At 62.1% G+C, this 20,588-nt stretch carries 16 protein-coding genes and 1 tRNA gene; 14 read left to right on the top strand and 3 right to left on the bottom strand.

Going from position 1 to position 20,588, the window contains the following annotated elements; genetic code table 11:
* Positions 1 to 10: 10 nt before the first annotated feature.
* Complete coding sequence (locus P1IM2_RS10600; RefSeq protein ID WP_186402397.1) at positions 11 to 706, bottom strand: NRDE family protein; 696 nt, start codon at positions 704 to 706, stop codon at positions 11 to 13.
* A 128-nt stretch (positions 707 to 834) separates the two neighbouring features.
* Here P1IM2_RS10600 and P1IM2_RS10595 point away from each other — a divergent pair, with 128 nt between their 5' ends.
* Positions 835 to 1,272, top strand: coding sequence for a hypothetical protein (locus P1IM2_RS10595; protein WP_186402396.1), 438 nt, complete (start codon positions 835 to 837; stop codon positions 1,270 to 1,272).
* Between the two features lie 103 nt (positions 1,273 to 1,375).
* Here the strand turns inward: P1IM2_RS10595 and P1IM2_RS10590 are convergent, their stop codons facing one another.
* Together P1IM2_RS10590 and uvrB are read right to left on the bottom strand one after the other, a co-directional pair.
* Positions 1,376 to 2,881, bottom strand: coding sequence for a S10 family peptidase (locus P1IM2_RS10590; RefSeq protein WP_186402395.1), 1,506 nt, complete (start codon positions 2,879 to 2,881; stop codon positions 1,376 to 1,378).
* A 97-nt stretch (positions 2,882 to 2,978) separates the two neighbouring features.
* Positions 2,979 to 5,165 carry an excinuclease ABC subunit UvrB gene (gene uvrB / locus P1IM2_RS10585; RefSeq protein ID WP_186402549.1) on the bottom strand — a complete coding sequence of 729 codons (2,187 nt, stop codon included), beginning with the start codon at positions 5,163 to 5,165 and terminating at the stop codon, positions 2,979 to 2,981.
* Between the two features lie 50 nt (positions 5,166 to 5,215).
* Here uvrB and P1IM2_RS10580 point away from each other — a divergent pair, with 50 nt between their 5' ends.
* The 13 genes from P1IM2_RS10580 to P1IM2_RS10520 all read left to right on the top strand — a co-directional run bounded on the left by P1IM2_RS10580 (position 5,216) and on the right by P1IM2_RS10520 (position 20,556).
* Positions 5,216 to 5,779, top strand: a complete 564-nt coding sequence (locus P1IM2_RS10580; protein ID WP_186402394.1) for a DUF3617 domain-containing protein — start codon at positions 5,216 to 5,218, stop codon at positions 5,777 to 5,779.
* Between the two features lie 519 nt (positions 5,780 to 6,298).
* A complete protein-coding gene (locus P1IM2_RS10575) occupies positions 6,299 to 8,059 on the top strand; it encodes a tetratricopeptide repeat protein (protein ID WP_186402393.1) in 1,761 nt (586 codons plus the stop codon).
* Positions 8,060 to 8,281: 222 nt separating this feature from the next.
* Entirely contained in the window at positions 8,282 to 8,518 is a 237-nt protein-coding gene (locus P1IM2_RS10570) for an acyl carrier protein (RefSeq protein ID WP_003039428.1), read from the top strand.
* 169 nt (positions 8,519 to 8,687) lie between these two features.
* Positions 8,688 to 9,947: a beta-ketoacyl-ACP synthase II gene (gene fabF, locus P1IM2_RS10565; protein WP_058811978.1), complete on the top strand. Its 1,260-nt coding sequence runs from the start codon at positions 8,688 to 8,690 to the stop codon at positions 9,945 to 9,947.
* Positions 9,948 to 10,076: 129 nt separating this feature from the next.
* Positions 10,077 to 11,009 carry an endolytic transglycosylase MltG gene (gene mltG / locus P1IM2_RS10560; RefSeq protein WP_186402392.1) on the top strand — a complete coding sequence of 311 codons (933 nt, stop codon included), beginning with the start codon at positions 10,077 to 10,079 and terminating at the stop codon, positions 11,007 to 11,009.
* Between the two features lie 2 nt (positions 11,010 to 11,011).
* On the top strand, positions 11,012 to 11,773 hold the full coding sequence (locus P1IM2_RS10555) for an alpha/beta fold hydrolase (protein ID WP_186402391.1): 762 nt from the start codon (positions 11,012 to 11,014) through the stop codon (positions 11,771 to 11,773).
* A 230-nt stretch (positions 11,774 to 12,003) separates the two neighbouring features.
* Positions 12,004 to 12,489 carry a 2'-5' RNA ligase family protein gene (locus P1IM2_RS10550; protein WP_062900328.1) on the top strand — a complete coding sequence of 162 codons (486 nt, stop codon included), beginning with the start codon at positions 12,004 to 12,006 and terminating at the stop codon, positions 12,487 to 12,489.
* 59 nt (positions 12,490 to 12,548) lie between these two features.
* Positions 12,549 to 12,625: transfer RNA gene (locus P1IM2_RS10545), tRNA-Met, on the top strand.
* 190 nt (positions 12,626 to 12,815) lie between these two features.
* Positions 12,816 to 14,141, top strand: coding sequence for a tyrosine-type recombinase/integrase (locus tag P1IM2_RS10540; RefSeq protein ID WP_081095415.1), 1,326 nt, complete (start codon positions 12,816 to 12,818; stop codon positions 14,139 to 14,141).
* Between the two features lie 504 nt (positions 14,142 to 14,645).
* On the top strand, positions 14,646 to 17,189 hold the full coding sequence (locus P1IM2_RS10535; RefSeq protein WP_136176541.1) for a TonB-dependent receptor: 2,544 nt from the start codon (positions 14,646 to 14,648) through the stop codon (positions 17,187 to 17,189).
* 86 nt (positions 17,190 to 17,275) lie between these two features.
* On the top strand, positions 17,276 to 17,419 hold the full coding sequence (locus tag P1IM2_RS10530; RefSeq protein WP_168196078.1) for a hypothetical protein: 144 nt from the start codon (positions 17,276 to 17,278) through the stop codon (positions 17,417 to 17,419).
* Between the two features lies 1 nt (position 17,420).
* Positions 17,421 to 18,845 carry an aldehyde dehydrogenase family protein gene (locus tag P1IM2_RS10525; protein WP_157228455.1) on the top strand — a complete coding sequence of 475 codons (1,425 nt, stop codon included), beginning with the start codon at positions 17,421 to 17,423 and terminating at the stop codon, positions 18,843 to 18,845.
* Positions 18,846 to 18,921: 76 nt separating this feature from the next.
* A complete protein-coding gene (locus P1IM2_RS10520; protein WP_186402390.1) occupies positions 18,922 to 20,556 on the top strand; it encodes a GMC family oxidoreductase in 1,635 nt (544 codons plus the stop codon).
* Positions 20,557 to 20,588: the final 32 nt, after the last annotated feature.

Here is a 20,588-nt window from a genome sequence, read left to right as displayed (position 1 = left end):
GATTTGCGGCTCAGCCGATACGAAAATCGAGGGCGGTCGTTCCACCGGAGCGGCCGCCCGCTTCGTATCGGCGCTCGACCATGCGGGCATCGCCGCTCGCGCCGATCATGACCAGCGTCGAGGCGCGCGTGCCGTAGACCTCGCCGCGCAGGAACAGCGCCGGGCCTCCTTCGGCGGTCAGCGTATCGAGCAACCCTTCGGGATCGGCGCCGGCCTCGACCGTGGCGGCCAGTGCAGCGCGCAGCCGTTCGGCGCGCGGGCAGGGGTGGTCGACGGGTTCGTTGGCGAGGGCATGAACGCCGTCCGCCAGCGCCGCGATCAGCGGCTGCGGCCGGTTGGTGAGCAGGCGGGCACGTCCATCGGCGGCGAACAGATTGAAGGCATTGAACCGGTCGAGATCGGCTTCGGACGGATCGGTGAAACGCCCATCGCCGCGCAACATGTCGACCACCAGCGCGCCGCGCGATGCCTTCGCCAGATCCGGCATCGCGCCGCGGACATTGGTCACCACGACGACGCGTCCGCTCGGTCGATGCACGCCGAGCCACGTCCCGCCGGCTTGCAGGTCGCGCCCAGCAACGATGCCGCTGCCATCGTCCCATTCGGCGAGCGCCGCCGCCGGCCGGGCGTGAAACTCGTCACGGTTGCCGATCAGGATCAGCGGCCAGTCGGGATGGACGCGGCGGGCAAGGGCGACGACACACATGCGCTGCCTATCGGAGAGCGCGACGGATTTGCCAAGCGTTCATGGTGTGTTGCGCGCGTAAATCACCAATTGTGCAGCGCGCGAATGGATGATAGTCTGCCCCCATCTTTCTGGAGGGGGAGATCAACATGAATGTAGCCGTCAAAACGCCGTGGCACCTGTGGGTTGTCGGGGCCGTATCGCTCGTCTGGAACGCTTTCGGCGCGGTGGACTATGTGATGACCAAGATACAGAATCCCGATTATCTGGCCGCTTTCACGCCCGAGCAGCAGGCGTGGTTCACAGGCTTTCCCGTCTGGGCGAACGCCGGATGGGCGCTCGGCGTTTGGGGATCGGTGCTCGGATCGCTTCTGCTGCTCGTTCGCAGCCGCCATGCGGTCACGGCGTTCCTGGTATCGCTCGTCGGGCTCGCCGTCAGCTGTATCTACCAGTTCGGCATGCATTATGGCGACCTGATGCGGATGTTCGGGACCTTCCCGATGATCTTCACTGCGGTTATCTGGGTCATCCTGATCGCGCTGTTCGTCTATGCGCGCAAACAGGCGGCAGCCGGGGTGCTGCGCTAGATGGCGCGGATAAGCCGATAAAGCGTCGCCCCCGCGAAGGCGGGGCCGTTTTTGGCCTTGCCTTCGCGGTGCGACGCTATCGCTTCTTCGCGTCCCGTCCTGCCTACCGCGCGCGAATGAACGCGCGGATGTCCGACGACAATTTGTGGCGATCCTCGTCGCGAATATACATCATGTGTCCGGCGTCATAATATTTATATTCGATCCGGTCCTGCGGGATGCCGGTGCGCGACAGCGAATATTCGGCGGCGAAAAAGGGCGTCGCGAAATCATAATAGCCCTGACCGACAAAGACTCGCAGTCCGCTGTTTTCGCGCAGCGCCTGCCCGATATAGGGCGCGACGTTGAGATAGGCATTGGTGTCGCGGCCTCCGATGCGCCAGTCCCACTGGCCGCCGATGCCGCTGATCGATTGATATTCGCGGTCGGTCTTGAACCCCAGCGTATCGCGCGCCCAGCTGTTGATCGCGGCGGTGTAGCCCGCGTCGATGCCATAGAAGCTGGGATCATTGTCAGGCTCTTCGCCCGCATTGTCATAGTCCTTGCCCGTGTAGCGGCTGTCGAGCCGGCCGACGGTCAGGCCGCGGTCGCGCAGCAGTTCCTTGTAGAAGCGGCCGGGCGTGACGCGCAGATCCGCCTGTTCGAGATAGGTTTCGGACAGGCCGGTGAAGCGGGCAAGCTCGCGGCGGATCGCGGCGCGTTCCTCGCCCTGCAGATTCTGTCCCTTGAGCAGCGCCGCGGCATAGGGGCCGATCGCCCACCGCCGCGCCTCTTCTGCGAATTGTTCGACCGACGGCGCGCTCGCCTTGCCGTGATAGAGGGCGGTCGTCGCCATCGACGGAAGGTTGGTGATGTAGCTGAGTTCATTGCCCGGCGTATCGGACCCGGCCGCGAAATCGAGCACGGTCGAGATGAGGATGATGCCGTTGAGGCCGACATCGTTGAAGGTGACATTCATCAACTGGTTCGCGACCGCCGCCGAGCGCGTGGTGCCATAGCTTTCCCCGCCCAGGAATTTGGGGCTGTTCCAGCGGCCATTGTCGTTGAGCCAGCGGCGGATGACTTCGGCGACGGCCTTCGCGTCCTGCGTCACGCCGTAATAATCCTTGGGATCGGCCTTGCCTATCAGGTGCGAGAAGCCGGTGCCCGGCGGATCGATGAACACGATGTCGGTCACGTCGAGCAGCGAATCAGGATTGTCGACGATGGGGTAGGGCGGGGCGCCGTCATCCTTGGCATCGCTGGGGATCGCGACGCGCTTCGGCCCGAACGCACCCATCATCAACCAGACGGTGCCCGACCCGGGCCCGCCGTTGAACAGAAAAGTCACGGGGCGGCCCGGATCGCGCGGCTCCTTGATATAGGAGGTGGTGACGATCGTCGCTTCGGGCACGCCATCCTTGTTCTTGAGGATCGTCTCGCCGATCGTCGCGGCATAGCCGATCTTCTGTCCGCCGAACGTGCCCGAAAGGCGCGTCGTGTGCACCTGCGGCACGATGTCCTCGGCCTTTTCCGGCTTGGCTTTTTCGGCCGGCGCGTCCTGCGCGGCAAGCGTGGCAGGAACCGCAGCGGCAAGCGCCAGCGCGATCAGCGACAGACCCGTTTTCATAGATATTCTCCCCGTTTGCGGAGCGGACGCTAGGCCGCGCGTAAGGGGGAGACAAGGCTACTTGTCGGTTACAATCGGGCTTTGGTCGAAGGGGGCGTTAACGCCCCCACTTCGTCTTGCTCTGCTTCCCGAAGCGCCCCTTGCGCGTACCCGGCTTGCCCTCGTTCGAGCGGCCGACGCGCGGGGCGACCTGTTCGTCCGCGGGCAGGCCGAGTTCGTCGGCTTCGAGGCGGCGGATTTCGTCGCGCAGGCGACCGGCTTCCTCGAATTCCAGGTCGGCGGCGGCGTCGCGCATCTTCTTTTCCAGCTCCTGGATATAGGCGCGGAGGTTGTGGCCGACCATGTGCTGCGGCTTGTCGTCGCCGAGGTCGATGGTGACCTGATCCTTCGACGCGACATGCGCGATGATGTCGCCGATGTTGCGCTTGATCGTCGTCGGCGTGATGCCGTGTTCTTCGTTATACGCCTGTTGCTTGGCGCGGCGGCGGTCGGTTTCGCGCAGCGCGCGTTCCATGCTGCCGGTGATGCGGTCGGCATAGAGGATGACGCGGCCATCGACGTTGCGCGCGGCGCGGCCGATCGTCTGAACGAGGCTGGTTTCGCTGCGCAGGAACCCCTCCTTGTCGGCGTCGAGGATCGCGACGAGCCCGCATTCGGGAATGTCGAGGCCTTCGCGCAAGAGGTTGATGCCGACGAGCACGTCGAACACGCCGAGCCTGAGGTCGCGAATGATCTCGATGCGCTCGAGCGTTTCGACGTCGCTGTGCATGTAGCGGACCTTCAGCCCCGCTTCGTGGAGGAACTCGGTCAGATCCTCGGCCATGCGCTTGGTGAGCGTGGTGACGAGGGTGCGATAGCCCGCCGCGGCAGTTTTCTTCGCCTCCGCGATCAGATCGTCGACCTGCTCCTCGACCGGCTTGATCTCGACCGGCGGATCGATCAGCCCGGTCGGGCGGATCACCTGCTCGGCGAAAACGCCCTGGGTGCGGTCCATTTCCCACGTCCCCGGGGTTGCCGACACGCTGACCGTCTGGGGCCGCATCATGTCCCATTCGGCGAAGCGCAAGGGCCGGTTGTCGATGCAGGACGGCAGCCGAAAGCCATATTCGGCGAGAGTGATCTTGCGGCGATGGTCGCCCTTCGACATTGCGCCGATCTGCGGAATCGTCTGGTGGCTTTCATCGACGAACAGCAAGGCATTGTCGGGCAGATATTCGAACAAGGTCGGCGGCGGCTCGCCCGGCAGGCGGCCGGTCAGGAAACGGCTGTAATTTTCGATCCCTGCACAGCTTCCGGTCGCGGCTATCATTTCGAGGTCGAAATTTGTCCGCTGTTCGAGCCGCTGCGCTTCGAGCAGCCGGCCCTCGGTTTCGAGTTCCTTCAGCCGCTCGGCGAGTTCGTGGCGGATCGCTTCGGTCGCCTGCTTCAGCGTCGGACCGGGTGTTACATAGTGGCTGTTGGCATAGACGCGCACATAGTTGAGGCTGGCGATCTTCTTGCCGGTCAACGGATCGAATTCGGTGATCTCCTCGATCTCGTCACCGAAGAAGCTGACACGCCACGCCATGTCCTCATAGTGCGACGGGAAAATTTCGAGGCTGTCGCCCCGGACGCGGAAATTGCCGCGCGCAAACGCCTGGTCGTTGCGCTTGTACTGGAGCGCGACGAGCTTGCGGATAATCTCTCCGCTGTCGACGACCTGCCCCTTCTTGAGGTCGAAGATCATCGCCGAATAGGTCTCGACCGATCCGATGCCGTAAAGGCAAGACACCGAGGCGACGATGATCACGTCGTCGCGTTCGAGCAGCGCGCGCGTCGCCGAGTGGCGCATGCGGTCGATCGCCTCGTTTACGCTGCTTTCCTTCTCGATATAGGTGTCGGACCGCGGCACATAGGCCTCGGGCTGGTAATAGTCGTAATAGCTGACGAAATATTCGACCGCATTGTTCGGAAAGAAGCTCTTGAACTCGCCGTAGAGCTGCGCCGCGAGAATCTTGTTGGGGGCGAGGATCAGCGCCGGGCGCTGCAATTCCTCGATCACCTTCGCCATGGTGAAGGTCTTGCCCGATCCCGTGACGCCGAGCAGCACTTGATCGCGCTCGCCCTCCCTGGCGGTATCGACCAGCTCGCGGATCGCGGTCGGCTGATCGCCCGCCGGGGAGTAGTCGCTGACCAGTTCGAACCGCTTGCCGCCCTCCACCTTGTCGGGGCGGGCAGGACGGTGCGGCACATAGTTCTGCGCCGTGTCGATTTCGTCGAGCGAGGTGCGAATCTGAATTGCCATCGCTGCCAATATGGTGAGGATGCCGCGCATCGGCAACGGCGGGAGTCTGGATGATGTTCAAGCGCAATATTCTGTTGGTGACGGGCGCGCTGCTCGGGCTGTCCGCATGCGACAGCGGCAAGGGCGTGTCGGCCAAGAATGAATCGGTCGAATCGGTGCAGAACAAGGTCGCCGATGCCGTCGCTTCGGGCGAGTTCATGAAGCCTGGCCAATGGGCCGGCACGGTGAAGATCACCGACATGACGATGCCCGGAATGGAAAAACTGCCGCCGCAGATGCAGGAGCAGATGAAGGCGCGGCTGGCACAGGGACACAGTTTCGAAAATTGCCTGACCCCCGAGGACGCGCGCGATCCGAAGGCGCGGATGGCGGAAAATTCGGGCGGCAAATGCACCTATGATCATTTCGAGATGGCGCATGGCGTGATCGACGCGAAGATGAGCTGCACCAGCGAAGCCGGTCCGCGCACCATGACGATGAAGGGCACCTACAGCGGCGACAGCTATGAGATGGAAATGGCGAGTACGGGGCAGGGCGAAGGGCCTGCGGGCATGTCGATGAAGATGCAAATGTCGGCCAAACGAACCGGCGCCTGCAAGGCCGGCGAAGTCTGACGCGACGAGCGCAGACTCCGGCCGACGGCCCCATCTGGATCGCACTGGCGTGACGCTTGGGAGCGACCATTCTGCGGAATAGGGTAAGTGCGGACTTGCCGGGCGAGGTGCAGGTGGGGCTACAATCCCGCCCGGCGAAGTCACTTGTTCATGAGGCCTCGGGATATACCGGAGTGCGCCAGGGACCAGCTCGCGCGCTTCGATCCTGAAACCTCAATTGCCCGGCAGGCAAAGCCCGAACCGGGCCGTGACCGCGCAAGCGCGCATCACGACAATCGAACGATCTCATGGCGACGGGGAAGATGACAGTAACATGGGGTCACGTTGCGGCATGTCGCCCAAAATTAGGATTTCCTTAATCTTTTCGTCCTGTTCTTTCACCTCTCCGAGGCGGGTTAAACCCGGCGAAATATGGCCAATCCGGGCTGTTACCGTTACATTGAAACAAATATGACTGGCCGCATTCATCGATTTGCGTATCTAGCGGACAGACCCCGCCAGAGGGTATAAGAGGGTTGCATGGACCGCGCGAAAGCGAACAAGACACTCGAGGCCGGCGAAACCGACCAGATCATCGCCGAGGAGTTCGAGAGGCTCCGCGAGTCCCAGTTGTTCCTGCGCTCGCCGGTCTTGTCACGCCTGCTGCAATATCTGGTCGAACACCGGCTTCGCGGCGGCCGCAGCGCCCCCAAGGCCTATGCGATCGCGACCGAGGCGCTGGGACGTAACGCCGATTTCGACCCGGCGGTCGACAGCTATCCACGCGTGATGGTGGGCCGCCTGCGCAATCTGCTCGACCGTTATTATGCTGAAACGCCGTGGGTTCATCGCCTGCGCGTGCCGCAGGGCAGCTACGAGATCGTGGTGCAGCACCGCACCGCACCGCCGGCACGTAGCGCCGCTGTAACCCCTGGTGTCGGCGAAGAGGTGGTGGCTGCGGAGGCGGGCGGGGCCGGTGTGACGTCAATGCGTCATCCCGGCGTTGGAGCGCCATCGTCGCGGGCGCGCTGGTGGACGGTGCTGGTCATTGTCGCGGTTGCCATGCTGGCGGGCGGTTGGTGGCTTGCCGGCAACTGGCAGCGGATGTTCGCGCCTTCGGCGGTGCCGCCGCCGCTGCTTGAGATTGCGCTTCCGCAATCGGGGAGCACTCCCGTTTCGCGCGCGCTGGCCCGCGCGCTCGACGGGCGGCTGCGCGACGGCTTGCGCCGTTTCGACCTCATCGATCTGCGCAGTGCAGCGTCGGCGGGCAAGCCCGATACAGCTCAGCGCCCCGATTATCGCCTCGATGTTTCGCTCGTCCGCACGCTCGCGGGGCCGGCCGATGTCACGCTGGTCCTCAACCGCGTTTCCGATCAGCGTACCATCTGGTCGCAGCAATTTCACCTGACCCAGGATCAGATGCCTGGATTCGAGGCGATCGACCCTGCGATTGCCCAGATTGCTGGCGATTATGGCGTGATCGTTCGCGATCAGTTGGCGCGGCAGCCGGAGAATTTTGCGCCCGGCTATCCGTGCCTGGCGCAGTTCAACCGGCTGCGGCAGTTGCGCAACAAGGACACCGCGAAGAAGGTCGATGCTTGCCTGCGCGCGACGATCTTTCGCGATCCGCGCAACGCCGCGGCGCTGTCCGCGCTGTCGCTCGTCCGCTTCGGGGATTGGCAGCCGCTGCGCGGCACACCGGCGGGCGACAAGGCCTATGCCGAAGCCGTCTCGCTCGCACAGCGGGCCTATGACAGCGGCGCCGAAACCGCGGCGGCGACCTTCGCGATGGCGCGCGCACAATATTATGGCGGCAATTGCCGCGGCGGCGTTGGCATTGGCGATGCCGCGGTACGGCTCAACCCCTATGACGCCGACACGGCCGGATTCCAGGGAGTGTTCAAGATTGCCTGCGACCAGCCCTTAGAGGGCATTGCGCTGCTCGAACGGTCGCTGGCGCTCGACGCGTCGGCGCCAGGCGTCCCGGCGGTCACGCTCGCCTTCGTCTATTCGCAGCAGGGGCGGCAGGACGACGCGCTGGCTGTCCTCGATCATATGCCATCGCCCAGCACCATGGAGCCGCAATATGCGATGGTCCGGGCCATCGTTTTTGCGCGGCAGGGAAAGGTCGATGAAGCGCGCGGCCTGTGGCGGCATCTGCTCGATTACACGCGCCAGCCGCAGGATGCGCCACCCGAAAAGGTGCTGCGCCAGTTCATGATAAATCCCGAAGTGATCCGGCGTGCGTCGCAGGCTCTGCGGGAATCGGGGGTGGTGGCACCGCAGCCGGTCGCGCGATGAACGGTGCGCCTGGCGCTTGAAGGCCGCGGTGCCGTTTCCTATTTATGCGGTGGTTGCCCAAGGGACGAAAGGGGGAGGCGTCTGCACCCGCCGCGCGGCAGGAAAGGGCGGGTTGATGCGAGCTTCGGCGCCCACAACGCGCCAGCCCTCTTGCCAGCCCCGCCGACGGACACTAGGGCAAATCCCAACATTCACGAGACAGTCAGAAAAAAGGAACTGTGCATGAGCGATTCGGCCGAAAAGGTTAAAAAGATCGTCGTCGAACATCTGGGCGTCGAAGCCGACAAGGTCACCGAAGAAGCGAGCTTCATCGACGATCTGGGCGCCGACAGCCTCGACATCGTCGAACTGGTGATGGCGTTCGAAGAAGAATTCGGTGTCGAAATTCCCGATGACGCGGCGGAAAAGATCGCCACCGTCAAGGACGCGATCGACTACATCGAAGCGAACAAGGGCTAAAGCGGTCCGGTCCGGCACAGCCGGACGCGGCGGCGACGCTGCCCACGCGTTTCCGGCTTCCCGGTCCCGAGCGCTCGCGCGCAGTGGCCGGGAAGCTTTTTTTATGGGCATGCCCCGACAAGAATGATGCCGGGTTCCGCAAGGGCCGGAACCGACGAAAGGAAAGTCTATGCGCCGGGTTGTGGTGACGGGTTTGGGATTGGTGACGCCGCTGGGCGGAGACGTCGAAACCAGTTGGGCCAATCTGCTTGCCGGGAAGTCGGGCGCGGGAACGATCACCCGCTTCGACGCCTCCGACCAGAAATGCACGATCGCGTGCGAGGTCAAGCCGGCCGACCATGAATATGGCTTCGACGCCAACAAGCGCGTCGACCACAAGGTGCAGCGGCAGGTCGATCCCTTCATCATCTATGGCATCGACGCCGCCGGACAGGCGCTCGAAGATGCCGGGCTGACCGAGATGGACGATGAGACAAAGCTGCGCGCCGGCTGCTCTATCGGGTCGGGCATCGGCGGCCTGCCGGGGATCGAGAGCGAAAGCCTGCTGCTCGCCGAAAAGGGGCCGGGCCGTGTCAGCCCGCACTTCGTCCACGGCCGCCTCATCAACCTGATTTCGGGTCAGGTCAGCATCAAATACGGCCTGATGGGGCCGAACCATGCGGTCGTCACCGCCTGCTCGACGGGCGCCCATTCGATCGGCGACGCGGCGCGGATGATCAAGGATGGCGATGCCGACATCATGCTCGCCGGCGGATCGGAATCGACCATCTGTCCGATAGGCATTGCAGGCTTTGCACAGGCGCGCGCGCTCAACATGAGCTACAACGACCGCCCCGAACAGGCGAGCCGCCCCTATGACAAGGATCGCGACGGCTTCGTCATGGGCGAAGGCGCCGGCGTCGTCGTGCTCGAGGAATATGAACATGCCAAGGCGCGCGGCGCCAAGATCTACGCCGAAGTCGTCGGCTATGGCCTTTCGGGCGACGCCTATCATGTCACCGCGCCGCACCCCGACGGTTTCGGCGCCTATCGGTCGATGGAAATGGCGCTGAAGAAGGCGGGAATGACGCCCGCCGACATCGATTATATCAACGCCCATGGCACGTCGACGATGGCCGACACGATCGAACTCGGCGCGGTGAAGCGCCTGTTCGGCGACGCGATCGGCGATGTATCGATGAGCTCGACAAAATCGGCGATTGGCCATCTGCTCGGCGGTGCCGGCGCGGTCGAGACGATCTTCTGCATCCTCGCGATCCGCGACCAGATCGTGCCGCCCACGCTGAACCTCGACAATCCCGACGAGGGGACCGAGGGCGTCGACCTGGTGCCGCACAAGGCGAAGAAGCGCGCGGTGAAGGCCGCGCTCAACAACAGCTTCGGTTTCGGCGGCACCAATGCGAGCGTGATCGTCAAGGCACTCGACTAACCCATGTCGTCATGCTGAACTTGTTTCAGCATCCATGACCCGCACTCTCCTTTGGCGCTGCGTCGATGGATGAGGCAGGCCGTGGACCCTGAAACAAGTTCAGGGTGACGAAAGAAGTGAGGTTGGAATTTGGCTCGGATAATCCTCACATTCTTTCTCGCGCTGCTGCTTGCGGCCTGCTCCGGCGGCGCGCCGCGCGATACCGTGGTCGTTATTCCGCCCGGTGCCAGCATCGCCAAAGCGGGCGAAATATTGGAAAAGGCGGGCGCAACCTCGGCCTCCGGCTTTCGCAACCGCGCGCGCCTCTTCGGTTCCGACGCTCCGATCAAGCCCGGTGAATATGAGGTGAAGAAGGGCATGGGCGCCGGCGACATCCTGCGGATGATGCAGGAAGGCCGAACCGTCCAGCGATTCGTGACCGTCCCCGAAGGCATGCCGTCGATCATGGTGTGGGAGCGGCTGATGGCCGAGCCGCGCCTGACGGGAACGGTCGCGGTGCCCGCCGAGGGCAGCGTGCTGCCCGACACCTATGCCTTTACCACCGGCGAGAGCCGTGCAGCCGTGGTTGCGCGGATGCAGGCGGCGATGACCAAGACCTTCGACGCGCTCTGGGCCAAGCGGAGCCCGCGCACCGCGGCAAAGGACCGCAACGAAGCGATCACGCTGGCGTCGATCGTCGAAAAGGAAACCGGGGTTGCGGCGGAACGCCGCACGGTCGCCGGCGTCTATACCAATCGCCTCGCCATCGGGATGCGTCTGCAGGCCGATCCGACGATCATCTATCCGATCACCAAGGGCAAGCCGCTCGGTCGCCGCATCCTGCGCTCCGAAATCCAGGCGGTGAACGGTTATAATACCTACGCCATGGCCGGGCTTCCCGAGGGGCCGATCGCCAATCCCGGCAAGGCGTCGATCGCCGCAGTGCTTGACCCCGAGCCCAATGAGTATCTCTATTTCGTTGCGAAGGGCGACGGTGGCCACGTCTTTGCGCGCACCTTGTCCGAGCATAATGCCAATGTGCAGAAATGGTATGAACTGCGCCGCGACAGGGGGGAGATGTAGCGATGACCGGGGGAATGACTGCAAAGCTTTTCCTGCACGGCGTTCCCGACAGTCCGGCGATCTGGAGTCCGCTGCTGGATGCTCTGGCGCTGGGTGATACGCCGGTTGCCGTTCCTGCGCTTCCCGGCTTCACCGGGCCGCTTCCCGCCGGTTTCGCTGCGACGAAGGAGGCCTATGCCGATTGGGCGACCAGCGAGGCCGCGGCGCTGGCGGCCCAGCATGGTCCCATCGATATCGTCGGTCACGACTGGGGGGCGCTGATCGCGCAGCGCGTCGCGATGCTGCGCCCCGACCTGATCCGGAGCTGGGCGGTTTCCAATGCGGTGATTGATCCCGACTATCGCGGTCACCGGGTCGCGCGCATCTGGAACACGCCGCTGCTTGGCGAAGCCTTCATGGCGATCAGCCGTCCCGGCGCGCTTGCCCGCGGACTGATCGGCCAGGGCGTTCCGGCCGACATTGCGCAGGAAGAAGCAGCGCAATGGGCGCTCAAGGACAAGAGGCGCGCGATCCTGACACTCTATCGCTCGGCGCATGGGCTCAGCTTCGCGCACGACTGGGCGCTCGACCTGGGCCGCCTGCCGCGCGCGGGGATGCTCGTCTGGGGGGCGGGCGACCCCTATGTCGAGCTTTCGGTGGCACAGCGGTTCGCGGCGAATTGGGCGATGCCGCTGACGATCATAGGGGATGCGGGACATTGGGCGATCGCCCAGCGGCCGCACGCGGTTGCGGCGGCGCTTCACGATTTCTGGAACAGCCTGTAAGCGCCCGCGATTTTTCCTGATCGTTTCGGGCGATCATTCTGAACCAATTAATCGATTGGATGCCGGGCGCGCTTGGGCGCAGAGGCTGCTGCACCGAGAAAGGGCGTCCCATGGACGACAGCGAACTCCCCTCCCGAGCTCACCGTCCATCCCATCTCGCAAGCGGCGGCGCGGACACCCCCCCTCCCGCTCGCGTCGCTGGCGCCGCGCCCATCGTTATCACTGGAACGATGGGCGCGGCCGATCAGCGCTACTTCGATGCGCTGCGCCGCGCGCATTTCCCGCCCGAACGCAATTACCTCTCGGCGCATATCACGCTTTTCCATCATCTGCCGCCGTCGCTGCTCGAGGAACTTGCGGCTCTGTTCCGCGCCATCGCCGCTGATACGCCGCCGCCGCGCGCCGTCGTGTCGGCCGTCTATTCGCTCGGGCGCGGGGTTGCGTTTCGGATCGACAGCCCAGACCTGATCGCGATCCGGGCGCGCATTGCCGATCGCTTTGCGGCACTGTTGACGCCGCAGGATCAGGCGACGCCGCGTCTGCATGTCACGGTGCAGAACAAGGTTTCTCCAGCCGAGGCGCGCGCCTTGCTTGCCGACCTCGCGCGCAACTTTCGTCCGCGGCCGGTCGAAATCACCGGAATCGCGGCCCATCACTACCGCGGAGGCCCGTGGGAGGCCGCATTCGCAAGGAATTTTCGCGGGCCGCGCGCATGATATTGACCGGACGCATGGTGCATCCTATAGGCGCCGCTCGCCCACGGGCGGTCTTTCGGGGCGGAGTAGCTCAGCAGGTTAGAGCAGCGGAATCATAATCCGCGTGTCGGGGGTTCGAGTCCCTCCTCCGCTACCAACCCGGATTGTCCACCAGTGACCCACTGAGGCCACTGGCAGACATTTTTCGAGGAAAATCAAATATTTTTCGCGTCCCGTTGCGTACGCCGGCGTCCCGGTGCGACCGGCTGCGGCCACCCACGGCGATTTGGATTGGGGGTATTTTGGGGGTATTTTTCGGCTGTCCCCAAAACAGGCGATACCCCCAGATGGCTTTGAAAGAACTTGAGGTCAAATACGCCACCAAGCGGCAGCGCCCCTACAAGCTGTCCGATGGAGAAGGCCTGCACCTGCTCGTCCAGCCGAACGGATCGAAGCTCTGGCGCCTGAAATACCGCTTCGACGGCAAGGAAAAACTGCTGAGCTTCGGCAAATATCCGACCGTCACGCTGGCGATCGCCCGCGAGAAGCGGACCGAAGCCAAGCGGCTGCTCGATCAGGGTGAGGACCCCGCCGAGGCCAGGAAGCGGGCGAAGAAGCAGAGGGCCGCGCTCAAGCTGTTCGAAGAGATTGCGCGGGCCTGGCACGCCAATCGTATTGAAGGGCTGGACTCGGCCCATGCCCTGCGCGTCATCAACCGGATGGAGCGCGACGTCTTTCCGGTCATCGGGAAGCGTCCGATCACGGAAATCGACCCGCCCGAGATTCTCGAGATGATCCGCGCGGTCGAAGCGCGCGGCGCCCTCGATATCGCCCGTCGCCTCAAGCAGAACGTCAGCCAGATCTATCGCTTCGCGATCGCGAGCGGCTGGGCGACCATCGATCCGACGCTCGGCCTCAACGATGCGCTCAAGCCCAAGCCGCCCGTCAGGCACATGGCGCGCGTGCCGCTCGCGGAGTTTCCGAAGCTGGTGCGAGCGATCTTCGCCTATGACGGCGAGGACACGCCGCGCCGCCGCGAGATCACCCGTGACGCGCTGCTGTTCACCTTGCTCACATGGGTCCGAACCAGCGAAACCCGCTTCGCGGCCAGGGACGAGTTCGAGGATCTCTATGGACCGAACCCGCTATGGCGTCTGTCGCCGGAGCGCATGAAGATGGAACGTGAGCATCTTGTTCCGCTGTCCCGCCAGGCCGCAATGATCGTTCAGCGCCGCTTGCAGGCGACGAACGATGCGTTCCTCTTTCCCGGAGCCAAGCCTGGAAAGTCTATTTCCGAGAACACCATGATCTATGCCTGTTATCGGATGGGGTATCTCCATCGGCAGACGGTACATGGGTTTAGGGGGCTCGGCTCGACCTGGGCGAACGAAGCCGAACGCTACAAGCCGGATTGGATCGAGATGGCGCTCGCTCACGAGGACGAGGATGAGGTGCGCGGCGCTTACAACAGTGCGCTCTATCTCACACCGCGAAGGCGGATGCTCCAAGACTGGGCCGACGTGATCGACGCGGCAACCGCAGTGTCGAATGTCGAGAAGAATCCTATCGAGTTCTCACAATTCATGCGCTGTTCCGCTCCCATCCAGCACCTGCCACCAAGCGACCAGAGACAGCCGTATTGGCAACGCCCCCTTCGGGCGGCTTCGCGATGAGCCTCAAAAGTCAGAACCGCCGATTTAGAGGCGCGGTTTTCTGCCATAGTTGTTAGAAATATCAGCTACTTAGATGCATCCGCGAATAGTAGAATGAACTCCAAGAAACCGTATCTCACTACATCTCATCATAGCTGATTCCCCTTGCAACTCGACAAGGGAAACCGCCGGGACCGCCAATTACGCCGATACATCGTCTGGAAGGGCTCGATTGGGGCGAGCAGAACGCGCGCATCCGTCCCGATGGACGCGCTCAGCGTGACTAATTCAATGAAATATATGGGGTTATTTGCGTCGCCACGAAGCGTCAGCGGTGCAGGCTCATCAGTCCTTAATCAATGAGTGGGAGGAATAGTTCGCCAACAAATTGAATTGGACGATGAGCCCCAAGGCGCGGCAAATGGCGCCAACTCAAAAAATGCCGTGGGGAGGACAGTCATGGTCACAGCCTTTAGGACAAATTTGCTTTGTGCCACCGCGCTATCGATCGCGTGTGCGCTTGCAGTGCCGGCACATGCCCAGGACGCTGCATCGCAGGGCGAAAAGCCCGAGGCGCAGGAAGGTGGCCTTGAGACAATCGTCGTCACGGCGCAGAAGCGCGAACAGAATTTGCAGGATGTTCCAGCCGCCGTTTCCGCCATAGGCGGCGAGACGCTGCGCACGCGCGGCATCACGGAGACCTCAGACTTGATGGGCGCGATCCCCAGCCTGCAAGTCACCACTCCCTATGGTCGCACCCAACCGAATTTCTCGCTGCGCGGGATTTCAGTGGCGAACGAATTTTCCGCCTCCACTGCGTCGCCGGTTGGCGTCTATGTCGATGAAGTCTATCAGAGCTTCCGGGCGAGCCATGGCCTGCAACTCTATGACATCGACCGGGTCGAGGTACTGCGCGGACCGCAAGGAACACTCTACGGTCGCAACACCACGGGTGGCGCGATCAGCTTCTTCACGCGCAAGCCGGATCTGGGAGAGGCCAATGGCTATCTGACCGCCGGCTATGCCAATTACGACACTTTCACGGTGCAGGGCGCCGCTGAAGCGACGCTGGTTCCCGACATCTTGGGCGTCCGCGTCGCCGGTACTTTTGCAAAAGGGGATGGTTGGCAGCGCAATGTACTGCCTGGGAATGAGCGCGACCTAGGGACCACCGATACGATCGGCGGTCGCATCTCGATCCGCTTCCGGCCCGATCCCGATCTCGACATCAATTTGAAGCTCTATGCCGCGAAGGACGATCCATGGGGCACCGCGCCCTATGCAGGTGGTCAACTCGCGGGCGGGCAGGATGCGCTCGGCTATTCGCGTTACGATCCGCAACCTTTCCTAGGCGGGCGGTTGCTGCGTGACAATGAGGTCGCAGTTGATCGGGTAGGTAAGAACATCAGCAAGTCGAAAGGGATAGCCCTCAACATCAAATGGGATGTCAGCGACCAATTCTCCGTCACCTCGATTACCGGCTACGACACCGGCGACTATATCAACAATCCTGATGATTGCGATGGCGGCCCAGCCGATCTCTGCTCGATCGGCTACACGTCGACGAGCAAGAATTTCAACCAGGACCTGCGTTTCAGCTATTCGAACGACCGCCTCGATATCATTGCCGGCCTTTATTATGGCAGGGACAAGGTCAAGACGGTCAACTACCCGGACTTTTTCGGGGCGCTGAGGCCGCTGCTGCTTGGCGCCGGTCTTCCGGGCAGCTACAATAACGCCGCAATCGGAACGCCCGACGCGATCCGCTATATCCCAGCCTTTGCCGCCAATCCGGCGTTGGGGCCTGGCGATGCCGGATTCTGCGACGCGATCGAGATCAATCCCAACGGCTTCCTTGATGCACGCTCGCTGATTGCACTCCAGACCGACATCGCGATCAATAATACGGGCAATGGCGGCATGGGGGGTAGCTTTTCGGCGGGCTGCGCCGGGGCAGGCGCGCCTCCGTTCACCCCGATCCTCGGCGAACAGCGTTTTGACGTGTCGCGCCCCTCGAAGGCGATCTACGGCGACGTAACCTGGAAAGCGACCGAGCGGCTGACCGTGGCGGTGGGTGCACGCTACACCCAGGATAAGGTCAATTACCTTAACGGCAGCACTTTCCTCTATGCGCTCGACGGTACGACGCCGGTTGTCAACCTGATCCCCTACAGCAATCCATACAACCCCAATCTCGCGCCGCTTGAGCAGCGCGAAAAGGCAAACAGGCTAACCGGCCGTATCAATGTCAGCTATGAGTTCGCCGATGATATCATGGGCTATCTCCAGTACAGTCGCGGTTACCGCAGCGGCAGCTTCAACGGGCTTGCCTATCAGGGCGTCAATCAAGTCTATTATATCCAGCCTGAAAAGGTGAATGCATATGAGGCGGGGCTCAAAACCCGGCTGTTCGATCGCCGCGTCCAACTTAACCTCGCGGGCTTCTACTACGAGTATTCGAATCACCAAGTAACGCAGGTGGTCGGCGCTACAACCTTCACGCGCAGCGCCAATGGTCGCCTGTTCGGTGGCGAGGCCGAACTCGCCTGGCAGGTGGCCGATACGTTGCGTTTCGATGCTTCGCTGGGCTATCTCAACAGCAAGTACAAAGGCAATGTGATCGATCCGGCAAACCCGGCCAGCCCGACATTGAACGTCAACGGCAATCCCTTCCCGAACGCGCCGGAGGTTACGTTCCAGGCCGGATTCGACTGGGATATGATCGATGACGGCACCAACAAGCTGACCTTGCGCGGTGATGCGTCCTACATGGGCAAGTACTATTTTGATCCGTTCAAGAATTATGGGCAGACACCGTGCGATACACCCCCAGCGGGATCGAACATAACGCTCGCGGGTAAGGCGATTACATGCGCAAATCCGGGCTACTGGCTCGCCAATGCGCGATTAACCTATGCGCACGACAATATGTCGGTTAGCTTGTGGGCGAAGAATCTGTTCGACAAATATTACTACACCTACGGCCTCAACCTCAACGTGTTCGGCTACGATTATCTGAACCGCGGCATGCCGCGCACTTATGGCGTCGAAGCGACAGTCAAGTTCTGATCGCTGCTGCGACGGGGGCGGCGGGCATCCTCTCCCGCCCGCTGCCCCCGATTTTTTCGACCTGACTTTCAGACCGAGGAGTATCCATGATGCGTTCCACCGGCAACGGTCCCTCATTCATCGGCACGGCGTACAGAATCGAGCGCGCTGTGATCACTGAGATCGGCGCAGCTGAAAGCACCGCCCAGGCGAGCAGCGCCGAGCGGCCAGCGCGCCTCCGGACGATTTAACGTGGATGCGTCTCGGAACAGAACTGAGCTGGAACGAATTTTCGCGACCCAACGCGAAGGGACGCGTGAGCAGGTTTCGCGCAGCTACGAAGAACGCATGGACCTGCTCGGGCGCCTTGGCCGGATATTTGAGCAGCACAGAGACGAATTGGTCGATGCCGTTGCCGCCGATTTCGGCATTCGATCCCGCTACGAGACTATCCTGCTCGACCTGATGCTTGGCATATCGGAAATTAAATTTGCGCGCCGCAATCTGAAGACGTGGCTGAGGCCGCGGCGGGTGAAGACTGACATCTTCGGCCTTCCCGGTTCATCGCGCCTGGTCCCCCAGCCCCTAGGTGTGGTGGGCGTTCTCGGCACGTGGAACTATCCGCTCGGCACCATATTCGTTGGCGCGGCCGGTGCATTGGCGGCCGGCAACCGCGTGATCGCAAAGCCGAGCGAAGTTTCCGCCAACGCCGCCGAAGCCAGCGAGCGGCTTGTGCGCCGGTATTTCGCCGAAGAGGAATTCGCGATTGTCCAGGGCGGGCCCGACATGGCACAGGCGATGACGGCCCTACCTTTCGACCATATTCTCTTCACCGGTTCACCCGCGGTTGGCCGCAAAGTCTATGAAGCGGCGGCTGCCAACCTTACACCTGTTACTCTGGAACTTGGCGGCAAATGCCCTGCCATCGTGGGCAAGGGTGCATCGCTTGCACAAGTCTGTGAAAGCTTAGTGTTCGGCAAGCTGCTCAACGCCGGCCAGACCTGCATCGCCGCTGACTATGCCTTCGTCCATGTCGATCAGATGGAAAGCTTCGTCGCCGCACTCCGCGCTCAGGTTGCCAAATGCTACCCCAACGCGGCAAGCAACCCCGATTTCACCAGTATCATCAATGACCGACAGTTCGCGCGGCTCCAAGGTTTGCTCGATGATGCCGAAGCCAAGGGCGCGACGGTGCTCAACCTCTCGGACAACGGCGATGGAACGCTTCCTGAACGGCATCGGATCGTGCCGTTGGCGGTTCTCGACGTTACCGATGACATGGCGATGATGCAGGAGGAGATTTTCGGACCGATCCTGCCGATCATGCCATATCGCTCCGAAGACGAGCTCATTCGCTACGTAAACCGGCATGAGCGCCCGCTGGCGCTCTATTATTTTGGCGACGAAAGTGAGGAACGGCGCAAGATCATTTCCGAAACGCACGCTGGCGGCGTGACTCTCAACGGCACGGTCATGCACGTCTTCCAGCGCCGGCTGCCTTTCGGTGGCATCGGACAGAGCGGCATCGGTGCCTATACCGGCGTCGCCAGTTTCGAGCGCTTCACTCATTACAAGCCGGTGTTCTCTCAGCCGAAACTCAGCCTGCTTGGTCAACTTCTGCCACCCTATTCGAGCAAGACCGAAGGACTACTCAACATCTTCGAAAAGATCCTCTGACGTGGCTGCGGCGGTTGATGCTGGCATGTTGCATGACGCCGGGTCGCCAGCATGGGTCGAATGACAAGGGAAGCAAATGGCTGACTATGTAATTATTGGAGGTGGGTCGTCGGGCGGCGTTATCGCCAGCCGGTTGTCCGAGGACCCCGATGTCACCGTTTGCCTGCTCGAGGCAGGCGGCCCAGGCACCTCGCCGCTTGTGTCCACGCCCGGCGCTTTTGCGGCGCTGATCCAAGACTATCGGATCAATACGCTCAACTGGCGGTTCAACACCGACCCTTCAAAGGCGCTCAACGACCGCCGCCTCTACAATCCGCGCGGGAAGATGCTGGGTGGATCGAGCGGTATGAACGGGATGGTCTATATCCGCGGCGACCGGTCGGATTTCGACCACTGGGCCGAACTCGGCAACGACGGCTGGGGTTACAACGATGTCCTGCCCTATTTCCGCAAGGCTGAGAATAATGAGCGCGGTGAGGATGAGTTTCACGGCTCGTCGGGACCGCTTCACGTATCCAACGGCAAGCGCGAATTCGATGTCTATGATGCTTTCATCGAGGCGGCGACTGGACTGGACCATCAAGCCAATCCGGACTTCAATGGTGCCAGCCAGGAAGGTGTCGGCATCTATCAGTTTACCGTGAAGGACGGGAAGCGCGCCAGCGTGAAGGCGTGTTACCTTGATCCGGTGATGGGCAGGCGCGGCAACCTCCGCGTCGAAGTACATGCCCGCGTCCATCGTATCAGGTTTGAGGGCAACCGCGCGGTGGCAGTCGAGTATTCCCAGGACGGGCAGTTGAAGACGATCCCGTGCGAAAAGGAAGTCATTGTCAGCGGCGGCGCCTATAATTCGCCCCAACTGTTGATGCTTTCCGGTATCGGACCGCGTGATGAGTTGGAGAAGCATGGAATCGAAGTGATTCATGATATTCCCGGTGTCGGCCAGAATCTTCACGACCATCCTGACCTGATGCTGGTCTACCAGTCGAAGAAGCGGCTCGGGATCGCACTCAATGTCGTTGGCGCGCTCAAGACCGTGCGAGACCTATTCCAGTATCTCACGCAAAGGAAAAGCTGGCTGGCATCGCCGCCCACGGCTGCAGGCGGTTTCTTGCGATCCGCGCCGGGGCAGAACCGGGCGGACTGCCAGGTCCATGTCGTGCCGCTCGCCTATCGCGACCATGCGCGCGACTACAAGCTGATGACGAAATGGGGCTATACGATCATTCTCAATATTGGGCGCCCAAAGAGCCGCGGCTGGGTTGCCTTACATGACTCAAACCCCGAATCCGATCCCAAGATTGACCTCAATCTCTTGAGTCATCCCGACGACCTCAAGACGTTGCGCAATGCCTTCCGTGTCGTGCAGGAGATCCTGCATTCGGATCGCATGAAGGCGATGATGAAACGGCCTCTCTATCCTGACCGCTACCTTGAAACTGATGAAGAGATCGACGCCTATATCCGGGCAGAAGCCAATCATGCTTATCATCCGGTGGGAACATGCAAGATGGGCACCGACGAGATGGCGGTGGTCGACAACCGCCTGCGCGTTCACGGCCTCGCAAATATCCGCGTGGCCGATGCCTCGATCATGCCATCAGTCGTCAACGGCAACACCAATGCAACCTGCATCATGATCGGCGAGAAAGCCGCCGACATGATCCAGCACGATAATATGAGCAGCAAGAATAGCATCGCAGAATATTGAATTGGACGATTGGATCAATGCTGCAGACACAG

This window comes from Sphingopyxis sp. P1IMeth2, assembly GCF_900185685.1.
Classification (GTDB): Bacteria; Pseudomonadota; Alphaproteobacteria; order Sphingomonadales; family Sphingomonadaceae; genus Sphingopyxis; species Sphingopyxis terrae_A.
Note: the sequence above shows the minus strand (reverse complement) of the source record. Positions and strands in the feature narration are given on the sequence as shown.